Genomic DNA, 17883 nt, shown 5'->3' on the forward strand with positions numbered 1-17883 from the left:
AAGAGAGCAGGGAGTTTTGATAGTCGGGAATTCATGTGAGAACTTCAACTTAGAATCTATAATAGATCAAGCTTTTCAAAAAAATCCAATAGAATCCTTACAAACTATTTATAACCGATCAGCCAGAAACTACCAACCATTTTTATTCATTAAAGATCAAAGTATGGCTACCTATCTGTTGATTATCAAAATCATTTCTGTCCTTATGGTGCTTTTGCTGATTTTATATCTGCTGATGAGGAAGAGCAAATTCAAGTGATTTTAAGGGTTTTTCATTCTTAATCCATTTTTTTTATCATTCTGTTTGAGATAATAAAACTTCTAACTACATTAGAACCAACCTTTTAAACTATTCATTATGAAAAGAAAAATTTCTTGCATCTTGCTGTTATTTGCAGCAAGCACTGCACAAGCACAAACTGTTTCCGACGATTTAACCTGGGTTTCCGGTTCGCCCGTCAGTTCTGCCGTCAGTCCAAATTTTGATTTCTGCAACGGTAGCCAGGTAAATTATGAAATAAGTTCCGGCAATCATCAGTTTACAAATGTCACTTCGGGCGGGAATCCGGCATTGATTAATGGAATCATTATTCCGGCGAACACCCTTGCTGACGCATCAACAGGAATTCCAATGAATTTCAGATTCTCATCTGAAGTATGTAACCTAAGAATCCGTTTTGTTGATTTGGATGGAATCTCAAATGAGAGTCTGACTGCGGTTACTCCCGCTTACAGCAGTTTGGCAGGGCCATTCTTTGATCCGGGGTCTTCCATGACGGCGGTCGACGCTACTATAGACAATGCGACCGGCTGGGTTCAATGGAACGGGCCGGTGACGAATATTTCTTTCATTTATTCCCGTCCCGGAGTTGGTTATGGACTCAGCATTGATTCGATTACTTTTGATTGCTGCACCCGCCCATGTGAATGCCGCCACGATACCAAATTCAACATCATAGGAACTGTGGATTCCGACGGAAATACCTTCGCAAATGTGAACGTAAACAGTATGGGAATCCCGGTACGATCAATATGCATCGATATGCCATTTTATCTTTCTAACGTCGACGACGCATGTCTGAAATGTGATCCTCAGAATAAAGAGCGTTTCGGAACAATTCTTGGGGCAGCTCCGATTGCAGGAACCCCTGGCTTACTTCATGATCCGCACAATTTAGGTTATTCCCGAAAAATCTGCTGGAACTTCCTTACTCCGACAGTGGTCAATGCCAATGTTCAGATCGATTTAAAATTCCCTGGAGTACTGGATCTGAGTTGCTGTAAAAACGTAGTCAGTTATTGCCTGGATGTGAATTTCACCAACGAAGACTGTACTGCCTGTGAATACACCATTTGTACCAAATTCCCGCAAACATCCGAACCATTACCCGGAGGCGAATCCAAAGCCATGCAAAGCAATCGTCCGCAGTACAATGATTTTGCAGAAAAAAGCGGGTTCCAATTGTCACCCAATCCGACAGATGGAAAAGTTGAAGTTCAAATTCTGGATGAAAAGCTGATCGGCGGAGAATTAGTGATTACGAGCACCTCCGGAACAACCGTTCTCAGTACAAAAATAAGCACCAAAAGAGAACTATTGAATGTATCCGATTTCGCAAAAGGAACGTATGTCGTTTCAATTGAAAACAAGGGAAATACTTCATCTTCCTTACTAATAGTGAAATAATTTATGCGCTAAAAAGCTGTCCACCCCGGTGGATGGCTTTTTATTTTCATTATCCCCGCCTTTCAAAAGAAAATCTTCCCCTGAAAAAGAATAAGTTGATAAAACAGAGGATAAAGAAGCGCAAATCAAATCAAATCAAAACATAAACTTCAGCTGCAGTCTGCATGCAAAAGGAGTTCCGGGAGTAAAATGAATTTCACTCACCGATTCGGTCTCGTCTTTTAAGCGCGATTCCGTTAAAAACTGTGTTTCGTTCCACTTTACATTGAACACATTGTTAACAATAGCAGTTACTGCAAATGACTTTCGCTGGTATCCCAAAGTGAGATCATTTACCAGATATCCTTTTGCCAAAACACTCCGGTCTTCATTTGCTGCGCGATCTCCCATATAGCGATAAGAGAAAGCAGCGAAAATTCCTTTTTTGAAATTCACCTGTACTTTTCCGTCAGAAGTGAAAACGGGAGCCAATGGAATAAAGTTTTCCCCTTTTGGTTCTGCAACTGATCGCGCATGCGAATAATTCAGATTGGAATACAAAAAGAGCCAGCTAAAGGGCTGAAAAGTAAGACCGGCATCAACTCCCAGGCGCCGGGAACTTCCACTGGGTTCTACTACTCCAGCATCACCGACATAGACAAATTCCTGTTCGGAAAGTAAATACCACAAGGCTCCGCTGAATAACAGCTTTTTTGTGATTTTCCAGCTGGTTCCCAAATCAACTCCCAAGGCCAGTGGCAATTCTTTTTTGTTCAGTTCATCTGATGACAGAAGTACCCGCGCATCATTCGAATGATATCCAATCCCTGATTTCAAATATAGCTGCATATTTTCCCTGACATTGTACAGCAAAGACAATTTGGGCAAAAACACCATTTGTGACAGACTTTTGGGCTGATACACCGTGTCTTTCAGGTTATTGTAATAAAAGTTCACATTATCACCGCGCAAAGCAGCACTGATCACCCAACGGTTGATTTCCAGTTTACCCGAAACATAGCCGAATATATTGGATTCATTGATATTCCCCAACTGAATTTGATTCCGTAACTGTGTACGCCCGGTTGTTTGTGCCAGTCCGATATCATTGATATCATCGTACCGGAATCCACCACCGCCTGTGAAACTAAATACCGTGTTCTCATCCAGTGAGACAGACCTTTTATATTCGGTCTTCCCGCCATAAATCTTTCTTTTTTCATATTGGTGGATCTGATCTCCGTTTATGGAATCTTCCAGGAAAAAAGTGAAATTGGAAAAAAGCGAGAAATCATACATCGAAACGAAAAAGTCGCTTTTCAAAGAGGAAGAAGCAGAGATCTTTTGGATCACTCCCAACTGCACATTCGTTCTCGAAGTATTCCCGCCCTCCGTGTTGTCAATTGCGCCAAAGCGGGAGATCGCGTTATTTGCAACTGCCCGTTCGGGAATCTGACCAGATGCATTCCAGCTGCTTTGAAAAGTGGAAGCTGAAACAGTTACTTTGAAATTCGGAGAAACGATCCCTGTGTATTTTCCATAGAAATTTATGCGTTTGAAATCCTGCGGTGATTCGAAATAATTATCCGTTTGAAAATAATCTGCTGCGAAATACGCATTGCTCCTTTGATTTTCCAAAACCTTGATTCCTGCAGTGATCTTTTTGTGCTGAAACATACCATATTCACCGGAAACAAAACTTTTTTCCAATTGTTCCCGGGTTTGAAAATCGACAGATCCTGCAGTTGCCAGATTGCCTTTGGTTACATCGTAGGGACCTTTCTCAAAATTGATTTTGTCCACTACTTCCGGCATTACAAAATGAAAATCCGCATATCCCTGACCATGTGCATGAGAAACCATATTTACAGGCATTCCATCGAGGGAAAGTGCCACATCCGTTCCATGATCGATATCAAAACCACGCAGGAATAATTGCTCTGCCTTACCTCCTCCGGCATGCTGAGCTACAAATAAACCCGGAACAAGGGTCAACAACTCCTGTGCTGAACGAACAGGCTGCAAGTTCAGGTTGATATTTGCACTTTGTGTCAACTGAGTCTTATTCCCGGTCACTTTTACCTCACTTAATTCCGTTGCATTTTCAAAGAGCTGAAACAGCACATTTTTTTCGAAGTAACTTTCGTTATCAATTACAAACTTCCGTTTTTGATATCCCCGGCTTTCAATCAGAATAGAATCGCCCAGATGTACATCCGTTAAAACAAATTCTCCCAACCCATTCGTTAGGCTGAACTTAGCTGTACCGTTCAAAGTCACCCTGGCGTTCGGAATTCCCTGGGATTGGAGGTCAATGACGATTCCATTGATACCATGAGAAAAACCCAGGTTTGTAAACAAAAGAAGGGTCAACAGAAGCATGAATCGCTTGCCATTCATGACGAAGGAGTACACATTTTTCATAACTTAAGGTTTTAAAGAAGAACTTTATAATCAGATCATTTTTCTCGCACGATCCGCAAACAAATGGTCTTGGTAAGGATCAATAGCAAAACCTTTTTTGATCTGCTTCTGATCCTTATTTATTAAACCACTGATACAATACAGATCACCTTCCTGCTTATTGGTTTTCATCGCAATTTTGATGTGCTTGGCAGCATTTTCGTTATCTCCGTTTGCATAGTAAGCGAAGGCCAGCAAGCGATTTACATCAATATTATTGGGACGCAATTTGTACTCCTTCAATCCCAAATCCAATGCTCGTTTATAATCCTTTTTAAAATCAAGCAAAAAGAAAGCGTATTCCATATTTACGTTATGTCCGGATTCGATATCCTCCTGGAACATGGATTCGATGCGTGGAACCAGTCGTTTCATTTCTCCTTTTTTACCTTGTTTCTTATATAGTTTCGCCTGATCGATAATGAAACCAATTTCCGGAACAGCATTCAAAGCAACTGTGTACAATGAATCTGCTTTTGCATAATTTCCCCGTTTCGCCTCAACACTTGCCATTCCAGCAATCCCGAAAGGGTAATTGGCTCTTTCTTTCGCAGAAAACTGATAATAAGCCATTGCAGAATCCAGTTGGTTGTGATTTTCGAGCATTTTCCCCATCGTCACAATCGTCCAGCATTTGTATTCGGAGTATGGTGCTCCTGCTTCAATTGCCTGTTCCATTGATTTGACACTCCCCTTCATATCGCCATAAATTTCCCGCAGATAAGATATCCGGCTGTATGAACGTAAGTCAGGACGAATAGAAATCATTTTATCACAGTTCTTCACTGCTTCTTCGTAATTCCCTATTTCTACATTTGCATCAACCAACACCCCATAAATTCCTGAATTGGTATTATTTAAAGCCAAAGCCTGTTTTCCGGTAATCAGTGCTTCATTGAATTTATGTTGGGATAATTGAACCGTTGATTTATAGAACAAAGCCGTGAAATGCTGATCTGCAGTCATCTTTGCTGTATCCTTCAAGGTCTCATTCAATGTTACCAGGGCAGCGTTGTAATAATAAGGGTGTTCACCTGTAACGCGTGCTTCATAGATATAGATTTCGGAAAGTTTAATAAGGCTTTCAATCTTTGTCTTTTCATTTCCGGCTTCAAAGGAAAGCTTATTGAATTTCTCCCTGATCTTCAAAAATTCATCATACGACAAATCTTTTTCCCGTTCCAGTAATTCCGGAATTTGAAAGCCTTGTTTTACAAGCACTTGTTCTTCCTTCTCTTCCGTCGAATTACATGACGAAATCATGGAGGAGGTGAATAACAAAGCGGCAATTGAAAGTGCGTAAAAAGAGTAATTATTATTTTTCATAACTATAGCGTTTAGCGTTTTTAAAAAATTCATTAGCAGAATTAAATCAGATACGCATTCCAAAGAGTTATGGATTTTTGAAAACCGGATTTTTTTTGGACATTAAGACATTAGGACTTCAGGATTTTAGGACAAGAGACTTAAGACCGAGGACAAAGATTCCGTGTAGGGAGAAATACTTTGCATTTTTGAGAAGTTTATGGATTTTCGCAGATTAACTACAGTGTGTTATTCGTTTATTCGTGGTAAACTTTCTTTCCAAGAATCGAATAATGAATCTGTCGCATTTTCCAAAACACAAAAAGGAGGACTAATACTAATCCCCCTTCTCTGCTTTATTGTATTGTAAAAGATAAGGACGCGAAGCATCACGTCCTTATCTGATTTTGGTTGAATGATTATGATTTCACCACCTTCACCAATTTTGATGCTTTCCCTTTCGGGCCTTTGATATTGACACGCGCATAATACACGCCGTCCGAAAGACCTGAAGTATTGAATGCCTGCGTATGCTTACCGGAAGATTGATTCGTATTCGGCAGAACCGTACCAACCTGCTGACCAGATAAGGTATACAAACGTATCTCAACCTGCGAATCAGCATCCAGATTGTATTCAAAGTTCACTGAACTTGTAAACGGATTCGGGTATGCCTTGATCGCGTATTTTTCTGCGTTTACCGTATTCTCTGCGAGTCCGGCAGTTGTAGAAGGCGAAAGAATAGCAGGTTGTGTATAATTGTATGGTTTCCCAAGACAATTATCCGTTCCGCGATGCGGCGCTGCAACGTAAGGGAATCCGCTTGTAAACGGAACATCATTCGCTCCGACACCCGTGGAATATGTCAATACTTCCAAAAGATCAGTAGTTACCGGATTTGGTCCGCCTGCAGTATAATCATCATACCACAATCCGATTGCGGCAAGTACTATCCCACCAACTGCCTGAAGTTCAATACGCGTTACATCGTCTTCCAAACGGCGGCCGTTCGGGAATCCGTCCATATTCGGAATGAATTCCAAATTCGCGGTCGTGTTGTAAGGCGCCTGGGTCAGTCCTAAAACAGCAGCTTGAACCAATCCCAGGGAACTGAAATTCGGATCATTACGCGGCGTGGCAGGAACGGCCATGTTCAAACGCAGCATATCACCAAATGTTGGCAAAAAGTTGTTGATAAAGGGCTTTCCTACTGCCAGCGGATTTCCGTTTTTACCGGTAGCCAATTGGTATGGCGCCAGGTTTGGAACTCCCGTATGGAAAATAGGCAATAAATCTACTGAACGTGGTTTCCCTTCACGAAGCAGGTAATTTCCGAATAACAAAGTATCCAAAGCGGTTCCTGCTCCGCCATTCGTAGCACGAATCGGCCACAAACCATCGTTTGTATTTCCAAAATCAAAAGCCTGTAAGGAGTTGCGTTGGATTCTAAGCGGTGCAAAAGCCGGAACTGCTCCTCCGAATAAGGCGTCATCCATGTATAATCCCAACTCCGGGTTGCAGAAGAAATCTTCCATTGCCGGGTTTTCATTGTATGGAGTTCGTGAATTCCATTCGTCCTTGCTTCCAAGCGGAATCACTGCTTCGTTGGTTAAAGGCATTCCCAGGCGAGATACCTGAATCCAGTTCCCTGACTCGGCAAATTCTCCTGTTGCAGGATTTAAGGTGCGAGTTTCCTGGCGACTAGCTGATGCCCAAACACCTATAACATAATCACCATCCAAAATATTCGCTGCAGCACTTAGCGGCTGGCCGTTTTTCTGTAATACGGAAACCGGAACCTGAATTGCAATTGTACTTACGTTCAAACATTGAAGTGCGTCTTGAGGAGTTCCGCCATTTTGACGCGGAGCATCACCTAAATCAAATATTCCGCCCAAGTCAACAAAGAACGGATCATCCGACGGACCACAGAACACTTTCTCATTCATCCCCGTGGTTTCGATTGCATCATCCATAAGATTTTGATACGAATCACCCAAACCAACCACGTTGTTCTCAATAGAACGCGGTCCGATATTCGGAGGAGGCACTGCTCCGGCTGCAATAACCGTTGTAAAAGCCCCACCATTGATGCTGCGCTCCATCAGATACGTTGTTTTGTGATTCTCAGCACCCAAGCGAATATCGAAGAAGGTCGTAGGATCTTCATTTGTCTGAGAAAAAGTGAAGCGGTAAGTGATATCATCACCTGCAGTCCCATCATTTTCAATGTGGATCTCGTAGCGGATGTTTTCTCCGAAACTGTAGTAATTCGGTCCCCCATGAGGCACCTGCAAAGGAACATAATTCGCAATAATGGTTATCGAATTGGGATCATTCGGGCTTTTGAAAGCGTACAGATCCGTATTATCCGCGAGCGGATCATTTGCAATAAGCGGAGCTTCTCTGTGACTCGAAGCGAACACCGTTCCAAACGGAAGCACCACAAATAAATATTTAATTAAATTTTTCATCGTTTAAAATTTTAATGTGAAACTTCGGTTAATCTTTACCTACCCAAGGTGAAGCAACATAAGGAAATGAAGTCTTAAATGCCACATCGTTCTGTTCTACCCCCGTGGAATAGTTCAAAACATTCAGAAGCAGGTTGGTAACCGGTGACTGAGTTGAAGACGATGCATCGTAATCATCATACCACAGGCCGATAGCTGCCAGCACTACTCCACTCACCGCCTGTAATTCGATCCGCGTTACATCATCTTCCAAGCGCCGCCCGTTCGGGAAGCCATCCATATTTGGAATGAACTGGATCGCAGTAGTTGTATTGTATGCAGGATCAGTCAATCCTAAAACAGCAGCATTTACCAATCCCAAAGAACTGAATGCAGCACTCGATCTGGAAGTAGCAGGTACAGCCATATTCAAACGCAGCATATCTCCACCATTCGGAAGGAAATTACTAATGAAGGGTTTTCCGGCAGCCAATGGGTTTCCATTTTTCCCTGTTGCCAACTGATACGGAGCCATATTCGGAACTCCGGTGTGGAAGATCGGCCAAAGATCCACAGATCTTGGTTTTCCGGCAGCCGGTAATAACAATGTTCCGAAAACAGCATCATCCAAAGCTGTTCCGGCAACAGCTGCAGAACCTTTCAGGGGCCATAAACCATCTTGCCCGTTTCCAAAGTCGAAGCCTTGTAATGAATTGCGTTGGATTCGCAGTCCGGCAAAAGCAGGAACTGCTCCACCAAACAAACTGTCATCCATGTACAAAGCCAATTCGGGATTGTAGAAGTGCTCATCCAAAGTCGTTTCAGCCAATTCCTGGTAAGGCGTTAATGAATTCCAGAAATCTTTTTTTCCAACCGGAATAACCGCCTCATTTGTCAAAGGCATTCCCAAACGGGAAACCTGCACCCAGCTTCCGGCATAATTCTGAGAACCTGCCGTTAGTGTGCGTGTTGTTTGACGGCTTGCAGAAGCCCACACTCCGATCACAAAGTTCGGATCCAAAATGTTTGCTGCGGAGGAAACTCCCAAACCGTCCTTTTGAAGAACAGAAACCGGGATTTTAATTGCAATTGAATGGGTATTGAACTTCGCCAAACCATCGCGAACGACACCGCCATTATTTTGACGTGGGGCATCACCCAGATCAAAAATACCACCCAGATCCACGAAGAAAGGATCATCCGACGGACCGCAGAACACTTGTCCGCCTTCCGGAGTTGTGTAAATGGAACTGGCGATCAGATCTTCGTAAGATGCGGCACCCAAACCAACAACCGGATCATTAATAGAGCGATCACCGATGTTTGGCGGCGGAACTGCCAAACCTGTCATAAAGGTTGTGAACGTTGCTCCTCCATCCGTACTTTTTTCGATCATGTAGGTGGTTTTCAGGTTTTCCTGTCCCAAACGAATGTTGAAAAAGGTAGTAGGATCTTCATTTACCTTGGAGAAAGTAAAGCGATACGTGATATCGTCTCCTGGTGTTGAAGCATCATTGTCTACATGGATTTCATAGCGAATGTTTTCACCGAAACTGTAGTAGTTCGGTCCGCCATTTCGAAACTCCGTCGGAATGTAATTGGCAATGATCGTAATTGAGTTCGGATCATCAGGGCTTTTGAAAGCATACACATCGGTGTTATCCGCCAACGGGTCATTTGCAATCAAAGGTGCTTCTCTGTGACTCGAACCGTAGCTTAGCGAAGCTGCGCTTCCAGCTAAGATAACCGAGAATAAGATTTTTTTCATCCTTTTCATAATTAATTAGTAAATAGTCTATTATCTCTCCAAATGGAATAAGAGACCAACTACATACGCAGAAAGAATGAATCCGGATTTTTTAGAAGTGAAAAGTGGGGAATTGTCAATTATCAATTATCAATAGTTTAAGTTATCAAGGGGGATTTTACTTTACATGCAGCAAATTCTGTATCATAGATTGAAAGTCACTGATAAGCGGAATAAAGTCAGAGAATTGAATTGAATCCAAAGCAGATCCAAGGTACCGGATCACTTCGGATTAATAAGTAAGAAGTTAAGAGTGAGGTGCTCTTTTACGATTTGCTCTAAAATTGTGGTGGCTTTTGTTTCTGAATGGCATGCTCAACTATCTCAGCAATTCTTTTCTGTCTTGTTTCCGGTCGTTTTGCCGAGATAATCCAATATAGCATCTGTTTTCGGACAGATTTACTCAAGTTCAAAAAGAACTCTTCCGCGCCCGGTGCAGTTTTGAATTCCTTCTCCAGATCTTCCGGGATGATCAATGCATCCACCGAATCTAAAATATTCCAGGAACCGTTTTCCTTTGCAATTTCAATGCACGCCAAACCAGCTGGAGTCATTTGTCCACTTTCAATTAAGCGGTCTACTTTCTCCTTGTTGATCTTCGACCAAATACTTTTTGCTCTTCGTCTGCTGAAAAACTGGTGTGATTTCTCTGAGTCTATGGCTATTTTCTTACTGTCGATCCAACCAAAACACAGTGCTTCATCAACCGCTTCGCTCCAGGTAAGAGAAGGCATGCTGGATGCTTTCTTGTAAAACACCACCCAAACAGATTGCGCTTTATCGTGATTTTCCTGCAACCATTTCCGCCATTGATTGCGGTTTTCCGGATAAAAAATTTCTACTTCACTCATAAAATAATACATAAACCTCTTACGCTCTTTGCACACTTCCCCGGTAAAATCTTTAACCGCAAAGCAACAAAGAGCGCAAAGTATTTTAAATTAACCCATTGCCACCAAAATAGTACAAACAATCAGAATTCCGACCAAATGAAAAAATCCACTGATCAATCCATAAGGAATCGGTTTAGGCATATTCGGATTAATTGCAATATTTACTGTATTGGAGAATAGATATCCTACACCTACGATCAATGCAAATTCCAATCCTTCAGCGTATGAATCAATTTCCAGTGCATGCATCAGTAAGGAACTTGTAATCGTAATCAGTAAAGAACAAACTGCCGGACCAATGAAAAAGACAGGAGCCGAATTCTGGAGTTTCTCATTTTCTTTACCCAGGGATTTTGCGTACTGCTTTTTAAAGAATAAGGTAAACCAAAGTGCTCCGAGAACGGAATAGGCAATAAATGCTGCAAGGATGCCTAACCAATTAACTTCTGAAATAAACTGAATCATAAATCTTAATTTTTAATGTTTCAGCAAATTTAGAAGCCAATTGTGACAACGGTATGTCAGGGGTGTTGAATTATCAATGGCTTAATTATCAAAAATTGAGATTTGAAAAAGATGTTAGCCTGTATAGACGGGAGACGAAAACGAAGACTGAGAGTCAAGAGTCTAATTGTACGCGGAAAGATTACACTTCTGGGAAGGAATGATCGGACCTTAAGACTTAAGATAGTAGGATTTTTGAGACTTGGTTTTCTCCAAAAATGGTCAATAACAATCCTAAAACCCAGTAAAATCAAGTGTTAAATCCATAACACTTTCATACATTACTCATACTATATCCATACTTGACCTATACTTGATCCATACTTAACCTATACTTGGACCATATAGAACCAAAAATCAAGTAGTTTTTCTACGAAATTCTTTACAGTTAATTTTACACTTTTGAGAAGCTTATGGAGGTTCGGAGGTTAAGACTAAAGACGGAAGACTAAAGACGGGAGACAGAAGACTAAAGACTAAAGACGGGAGACGGAAGACGGGAGACAGAAGACGGGAGACGGAAGACGGAAGACGGAAGACGGAAGACAGAAGACGGAAGACGGAAGACGGAAGACGGAAGACGGAAGACGGAAGACGGAAGACAGAAGACTAAAGACAGAAGACGGAAGACTAAAGATGTTATCTTAATATCCTCTCAGTTTACGATAAATTTATAGCCTATTCCGCGGATGTTGACAATTTTGACACTGGAATCGGGTTCGAGTTTCTTGCGTAATTTGGAAATAAAGACATCGAGTGTTCTCCCGATATAATCTCCCTCATCTCCCCAAACAACTTTCAGAATATATTCGCGCTGTAGTGTTTTGTTTTCATTTGAATAGAGCAAGAATAATAAATCCGACTCTTTGCCCGATAGTTCTATTGTTTCGTTCCCTACCGAAAGTGTCATGTTTTTCTTGTCAAAATGTGATTTTCCAATTGCAATTAGATCCTGATTATTCAAATCATTCCAAACCGGGATTGATTTTTTCTTCCTGAAATAGAGAAATAAACTGATCAGCACAAAGAGTGAGCCGATCGGCAAAGCAATCATAGAATAGCTGGTTTGTTTTTTTACGGGAGACGAATTGTTTTTTTTCTCAGTAGTAGAAGTACTGATCCGGGTGGTTGTTACTTGTTTCAGATTTTCCGTAGTTATTGATTCCGCAGGTGCAGGATTATAGATCGCTTTCAGATCGTATCCTTTCAAAATAGTAAAGAACAAAGTATAACAAGCTTTAGGCTGAGATCTCGGTCCGCAGGGAATCAGATCCGGATTGATGGAATCTCCCTTTTCATAGCTGTAAACCACTTCATCCGTCCAACATCTTTTTACTTCAACAATATAACTTTTCGCAACTTTTGTTTTCAGTACAAAACGATCAATAACAGAAGTCAGATCCTCCGGATTAAATTCGAAAGCTGATTCAAACTGGATTCTGTAACTATCGGCTATTTTCTCGACCGGCAAAACCCGCGATACGCTATCGCCGGAACTGAGCAGAACCTGGTGTCCGATCATCCGCATGGAGACCAGGATATGCTGTTCTTCTTTACCAGACTGGCCATAACTCATCGATACGGTCCAAAAACTATTTATAAGAATTAATAAAACCAGTTTAAACTTTTCTGCCGACATAGATACAAATCTACTTGAATGCGCTCTTTGAGTGAAGTATTCCAGGTGTAATTTACATTAATTTACACTTTAATCGAGGAACTTTCCTTCATCCAGCAACTGTTGCGTATAATTTTCAAGCCGTTCAATGTTTTGCTTCTGACCTTCATCCGCTTTATGTGCTTTCACAATGATCTCGAATTGTTCGGGAGAATCAAAGAGCATGTTCCATTCCATTTCCGTTCCGTTTTCCTGTGATTCAAACAGGACAGTGGCAATAAAATGGGGGTTAAAATGCTCAAACACGATCTTTTTTAAAGGGATTATTTCCCGGTAAATACTCCTGTTCGGATAATTCGTACCATCCGGGCCGTGGAGTGTCAGGTTCCATTCCCCACCTTCTTTGAATTCCATTTCATGGATCGTGGTCGTAAAGCCGTTTGGTCCCCACCAGTTTACGATCTTCTCGGGATCAGTCCAGGCTTCCCAAATCAAAACCAGCGGTGCATTGAATGTGGCTGTTGTACGAAGTTCTCTGTTTTCCGTATGTTTCATAACAGTGATAATTCCCAATTAATTCAAACCCGTAACATTCCTCTAAACCCTCTTGCTGCATAATACGATTCTGCACCATTGCAATAGAGGAAAATTGTTCCGAAGCGGTTATCGCAAAAAACGGCGCCTCCCAATTTCCGGATCTTTTCCGGTGTCTGCACCCAACTGGATGTTTTCTTATCGAATTCTCCCAATTGCTGTAATTCACGGTATTGTTCTTCCGTCAGGATTTCAATTCCCATTTCATCCGCCATATCTACCGCACTATTTGCAGGTTTGTGCTCTTTCCTGGAATTCAAGGCTTCGCGGTCATAACATAAACTGCGGCGACCTTTCGGACTTTCGGGAGAACAATCGTAAAAGATGTATTCATCGGTTTTCTTATCGTAGCCTACCACATCCGGTTCACCATCCGTACTTTCCATTTCATCCAGCGACCATAGTTTTTTTGGGTGTGCTTCCAATTTTTCCTGAACCTTAGCCCATTCGATGCCTTTATGACGGTCCATATTCTTTTCAAAACGGGCTTTTAACACTTTAAGCAATTCCTCCGTTTCCTGTTTTGTCAATACTTTACTCATTTTTCAAGATTTTAGGACATCAAGATTCTAAGATTTTAGGACGGGAAATGTCTTAAACCTCTTTCTTGATTTCTAGTTATTTAAACTTCTTTTAAGGCTCCTGTTTTTTAATTGTAATTCGTGTAAATTGTCAATTTGTTTTCTTGGATCTAATTGAAATATATCTTCAACAAGAATTAATTGAGTTTGAAGGAATGGAAACAGCGCAACGATTAATTTGAGATACGAGTCCAAATTTTTCTTCTACCGGAAGTTGTGAAGTAATTGAATAAACTTCTTTCACAAGAACCATAGATTCTTTCCAAATTTTCAATTCTCTAAAATTATGTGCTTTGCTCATCTCGAAAGCCTTAATATCTTATCAATTACGAAAGTATTTTCACCTTTTACTGATCAAATATTCGTTTACATCATTCAATCCTTTTCCTTCCAGAATTTGCTCCATACACTTTTCAATCCGCGACTCACGCGTTTTAGCTTGCTTAGGTTGAGAAAAATGGAGGATATATGCCCGCTGCCGGCCAGGAGTCAGTGCCTCAAATGCCTGTTTCAATGCGGGAAACTCTGCGAACTTCGCTTTTAATTCATCCGGAGCCGGGAACTCTTTTGTTTTTTTGAATGCTACCTTTTCACCCGATTCTTCTATTTCAACGGCATGATAAATGTACTTTTTCAAAGCAGTTTCCAATTCCCGGATCTCTTTCATACCCGTAAAACGGATTTGTCGTGCAGACTGCACATTCTCGGTTTGCTGAATCAGTATATTTTCCGGATCCTTCATCAGAGCACCTTTGAAAAACAACAAGGCACAATATTCCTTGAATACATGGATCAGCACAATATTCCTTTTCTCGTAAGTGTAGCAAGGACAGCCCCATTTCAGATCTTCGGTGAGGTGACATTCAAGAACGATCCTTCTCAATTCCTTTACCTCTTCCTGCCACTTTTCAGCCTTATCGAAAAACCAATCAACTTTCGGATTCATACTCATTTAATTTGTTTTACTGTTCCAATCTTACTGCCACTCTTCTGCTTTCCGGTCTGAAATACCAAGATACAACAGTTAAAACTAAAAGCAAGAGCGAAGGAAAGATTTCACTTGCAGGACTTCCCGCCATAATATGTGAAAATGCAGCTCCTGACATTGCGAAGAAAAAACCGGCATACGCCCATTCTTTCAGTATCGGGAATTTAGGGACCAACACCGCAATCACTCCCAGGATTTTCCAAATCCCCAATAATGTCAGCAAATAAACCGGGTAATTCAGATCAGCCATCCGATCGACATCCTGGTCCATTTTAAGTAATTGTACAATTCCGGTAGAAAGCATTCCCAATGAAAGCCAGATCGTGGCGATCCAATAGATTATTTTTTTTGTTCTCATTGTGTAAATTATTAATGATGTAATTATCAATTATCAAGAGTAAGTACCCCATAATACGTCATCCTCCGTGATGGATTGACGATCCTAGTTTTTAAGCAATTCCTGAATCCGGTCATGTGCCATATTCAATCCCATTGCGAATGGCATTTGCAATTGCATGGCACGGGCTTCAACGGATCGGTAAATAACCTGCATAATCAATTTACTTCTGGTGTCAGATAATTTCTCGAATTCCAGGAATTCCAGTTGCGCACCAATAGCTGCACTTTCCATCTCGAAGGTCCGGATGATCTTTTGGTTCGGAATAAATTCGTGGATCGTACCGTTGAATCCGTGTTTATTCCCCATCGGATCGGTCGTTTCAAACTGATAACTTCCGTGCTTTTTGTTTTCAAGTTTCAGCACTTTGGTTCCCATCCATTGCTCAACGATCTCAGCTTCTTCATAAGCCTTGAAAAGCAATTCCAAAGGCAGATCAAATTCGCGGGTAATGAACAATTCCTGTTTGCCGTCTTCGGCGTGAATCTGTGTTTTTCTTTCCATAATTTTTTGTTTTTTTCCCACGCAGAAACACAGAGGGGCGCTTAAGAAGAAAATAAGTTACATTATTTACTTCCGTGTTTTTCCGTGCCCGTTCGTGGGAGATGTTTTTCCTCTATTTGTCTTTATACGTTTTCATGATTTCTTCCAGTTTGTTGAATCGGTCATCCCATAGTTGGCGGAATGGTTCGATAAAGTCGGCCACCTCTTTCATACTTTTTGCATTAATTTGATAATAGACTTCCCTGCCGTTCTGTGTTTGCTGTAACAACTCACATTCGGTAAGGATCTGCAGATGCTTGGAAACAGTTGGTCTTGCCGTATCAAAGTTGGAGGCAATTGCACCGGCTGTCATGGATTGTGAAGCCACCAACAACAAGATTGCTCTCCTGGTTGGGTCTGCTATGGCTTGAAATACGTCTCTTCTTAAATTCATCTTATAACTTTTATATATGTAGCTATTTGACTACAAATATATATGTAGTTATTTAACTACGCAAGTTTTTAATAAAAAAGCGGGTAAAAAACTTTACCCGCTCCAAACGGAGGTCAGCGCGAACTAAAACCAATGAGATTTTTGACCTCCTTTTCTACTATGAAACACTACTAGTCTACCACTAACCTAGTAGTTTTTTTGATGCTGTTCTCTCCCTGAACCGACAGGAAATAAATTCCAGATGCAAAAGAGGACACATTTAATTCATATGTTCCCGTAATCGGTTTTTGAATGATCATCTTCCCTTCAGGATTGGAAACCGTAAGAGAAGCATTCCCTTCATTTTCAATTGTAACCAGCTCACTTGCCGGATTCGGATACACCTTCAATTCCGTATTCGAAAGTTCATTCAAACCTAAATTCAAGGGGCTTAAGCGGTATGCGAAACTCTCGAACGTAACCGTATCAACACCATATCCAACAATGTAATCTCCGTTTGCGGACATACAATTCGCCGAGTAGATCAATTTATTTCCTGTAGCAATACCAAGAACATTGTGCGCATAATCATTCAGGTTTTGCATTCCGTTTGCCTGTGTCCAAATGAATGGAATTTCCGGATCCCAAGGTCCCACCTGGATTCTTCCTACTGCAACTGTTCCATCATCACTTAATGCAGCTACATAAGATTGAGCTCCCTGAGAAAGGGTTCCTAAATCAATAACACCGGTAGCTTGGCTCCAGATCCAGGCATTGTTGTTATTAGCATAATCTCCAGCTCCGCCGATCCAGTTTCCGTCAGCGGATACGGCTGTACATTCCCCCATCTGATTGTATTCATCATTCGGGTTCCCGTTCGGATCCAGTAGAATATATTCATTGGGAAAATAACCTCCCGCCGGATTTTTCCGCCACACAGCAGATTTCCATGGCCCGTTGAAATCCTGCCAACCAACAACAACAGAAGCGTCATTATTCACCGCATTTGCTCTTGTACTTTTCCCCGCAAACAAAGTCCCCAAATCAATGATTCCTTCTGTCGGGTTCCAAGCAACAGCATCTGTATAACCATCATTTTTCCAGGCATTTCCTACCACCGTGTTTCCATCTCCGGAAATACAATATCCACCGCTTCTTGCAGTATCCATTGCAACCCCAAGACTTCCCAATGCTGTCCATGAGTTAGTCGTCCTGTCGTAGCGCGCCATTTCCACTTTATTGTTTGCAAGGGCAGATCCCGAAAGGAAATTCCCATTCAGCGAAAATGTTACACCGCCACCTACTCCATTTCCCGGGGCAATTCCTCCAATATACTCTACAACTTGTGTTTCAGGTGTCCAAATGGAAAAAGGTCCGGTCCATTCTTCATATCCGGCAACTTCCCCGGTGTTTGATACTCCCTGGGTTTGGAAAAAGACATTTTTTACAATGAATTGAGAAAATCCGAGGTGAGAAAGACCAACAAATCCCGCAATGATTACTAGCTTTTTTTTCATTTTTATATGGTATTTTATAGTTAATTGCAGTTGCAGCAATGCTGTTAAAATTCAGAAACTGCAACCTTGAATCGAAAGTAGAGGGATTAACCGGGGGAATTCTTATTTCTGTGCTTACAAAGACAGTACACCCTAAAAAAAGAGTATTACATTTACAATACAGGTGATTGTAAGTTGTTAA

At 41.4% G+C, this 17883-nt stretch carries 16 protein-coding genes; 1 reads left to right on the forward strand and 15 read right to left on the reverse strand.

The window, feature by feature from the left end:
- The first annotated feature begins 358 nt into the window (after positions 1-358).
- Entirely contained in the window at positions 359-1687 is a 1329-nt protein-coding gene (locus K0S23_RS04145) for a T9SS type A sorting domain-containing protein (protein ID WP_300354672.1), read from the forward strand.
- 135 nt (positions 1688-1822) lie between these two features.
- Here the strand turns inward: K0S23_RS04145 and K0S23_RS04150 are convergent, their stop codons facing one another.
- The 15 genes from K0S23_RS04150 to K0S23_RS04220 all read right to left on the reverse strand — a co-directional run bounded on the left by K0S23_RS04150 (position 1823) and on the right by K0S23_RS04220 (position 17702).
- Entirely contained in the window at positions 1823-4090 is a 2268-nt protein-coding gene (locus K0S23_RS04150; protein WP_300354675.1) for a TonB-dependent receptor plug domain-containing protein, read from the reverse strand.
- A gap of 30 nt (positions 4091-4120) precedes the next feature.
- The gene (locus K0S23_RS04155) at positions 4121-5455 is read right to left on the reverse strand and encodes a hypothetical protein (RefSeq protein WP_300354678.1); all 1335 of its coding nucleotides are present in this window, start codon (positions 5453-5455) and stop codon (positions 4121-4123) included.
- A 398-nt stretch (positions 5456-5853) separates the two neighbouring features.
- Complete coding sequence (locus K0S23_RS04160; protein ID WP_300354681.1) at positions 5854-7908, reverse strand: DUF4331 family protein; 2055 nt, start codon at positions 7906-7908, stop codon at positions 5854-5856.
- Between the two features lie 28 nt (positions 7909-7936).
- Positions 7937-9655 carry a DUF4331 domain-containing protein gene (locus tag K0S23_RS04165; protein ID WP_300354684.1) on the reverse strand — a complete coding sequence of 573 codons (1719 nt, stop codon included), beginning with the start codon at positions 9653-9655 and terminating at the stop codon, positions 7937-7939.
- 317 nt (positions 9656-9972) lie between these two features.
- Positions 9973-10545, reverse strand: a complete 573-nt coding sequence (locus K0S23_RS04170; RefSeq protein ID WP_300354687.1) for a YdeI family protein — start codon at positions 10543-10545, stop codon at positions 9973-9975.
- Positions 10546-10635: 90 nt separating this feature from the next.
- Positions 10636-11052: a DUF1761 domain-containing protein gene (locus tag K0S23_RS04175; protein WP_300354690.1), complete on the reverse strand. Its 417-nt coding sequence runs from the start codon at positions 11050-11052 to the stop codon at positions 10636-10638.
- 694 nt (positions 11053-11746) lie between these two features.
- Positions 11747-12730, reverse strand: coding sequence for a winged helix-turn-helix domain-containing protein (locus K0S23_RS04180; RefSeq protein WP_300354693.1), 984 nt, complete (start codon positions 12728-12730; stop codon positions 11747-11749).
- Between the two features lie 69 nt (positions 12731-12799).
- The gene (locus K0S23_RS04185; protein WP_300354696.1) at positions 12800-13264 is read right to left on the reverse strand and encodes an SRPBCC family protein; all 465 of its coding nucleotides are present in this window, start codon (positions 13262-13264) and stop codon (positions 12800-12802) included.
- Positions 13265-13287: 23 nt separating this feature from the next.
- The gene (locus K0S23_RS04190) at positions 13288-13845 is read right to left on the reverse strand and encodes a DUF4256 domain-containing protein (protein ID WP_300354699.1); all 558 of its coding nucleotides are present in this window, start codon (positions 13843-13845) and stop codon (positions 13288-13290) included.
- Positions 13846-14011: 166 nt separating this feature from the next.
- Positions 14012-14185 carry a four helix bundle protein gene (locus K0S23_RS04195; protein WP_366944281.1) on the reverse strand — a complete coding sequence of 58 codons (174 nt, stop codon included), beginning with the start codon at positions 14183-14185 and terminating at the stop codon, positions 14012-14014.
- A 39-nt stretch (positions 14186-14224) separates the two neighbouring features.
- Entirely contained in the window at positions 14225-14830 is a 606-nt protein-coding gene (locus tag K0S23_RS04200; protein WP_300354702.1) for a DUF1801 domain-containing protein, read from the reverse strand.
- 16 nt (positions 14831-14846) lie between these two features.
- The gene (locus K0S23_RS04205; RefSeq protein WP_300354704.1) at positions 14847-15230 is read right to left on the reverse strand and encodes a DoxX family protein; all 384 of its coding nucleotides are present in this window, start codon (positions 15228-15230) and stop codon (positions 14847-14849) included.
- An 84-nt stretch (positions 15231-15314) separates the two neighbouring features.
- A complete protein-coding gene (locus K0S23_RS04210; RefSeq protein WP_300354707.1) occupies positions 15315-15773 on the reverse strand; it encodes an SRPBCC domain-containing protein in 459 nt (152 codons plus the stop codon).
- A 112-nt stretch (positions 15774-15885) separates the two neighbouring features.
- A complete protein-coding gene (locus K0S23_RS04215; RefSeq protein ID WP_300354710.1) occupies positions 15886-16206 on the reverse strand; it encodes a metalloregulator ArsR/SmtB family transcription factor in 321 nt (106 codons plus the stop codon).
- Positions 16207-16376: 170 nt separating this feature from the next.
- On the reverse strand, positions 16377-17702 hold the full coding sequence (locus tag K0S23_RS04220; protein ID WP_300354714.1) for a T9SS type A sorting domain-containing protein: 1326 nt from the start codon (positions 17700-17702) through the stop codon (positions 16377-16379).
- Between the last annotated feature and the right edge of the window lie 181 nt (positions 17703-17883).

The sequence above is a fragment of the Fluviicola sp. genome (assembly GCF_029266855.1).
In the GTDB taxonomy this organism is placed as follows: Bacteria; Bacteroidota; Bacteroidia; order Flavobacteriales_D; family Crocinitomicaceae; genus Fluviicola.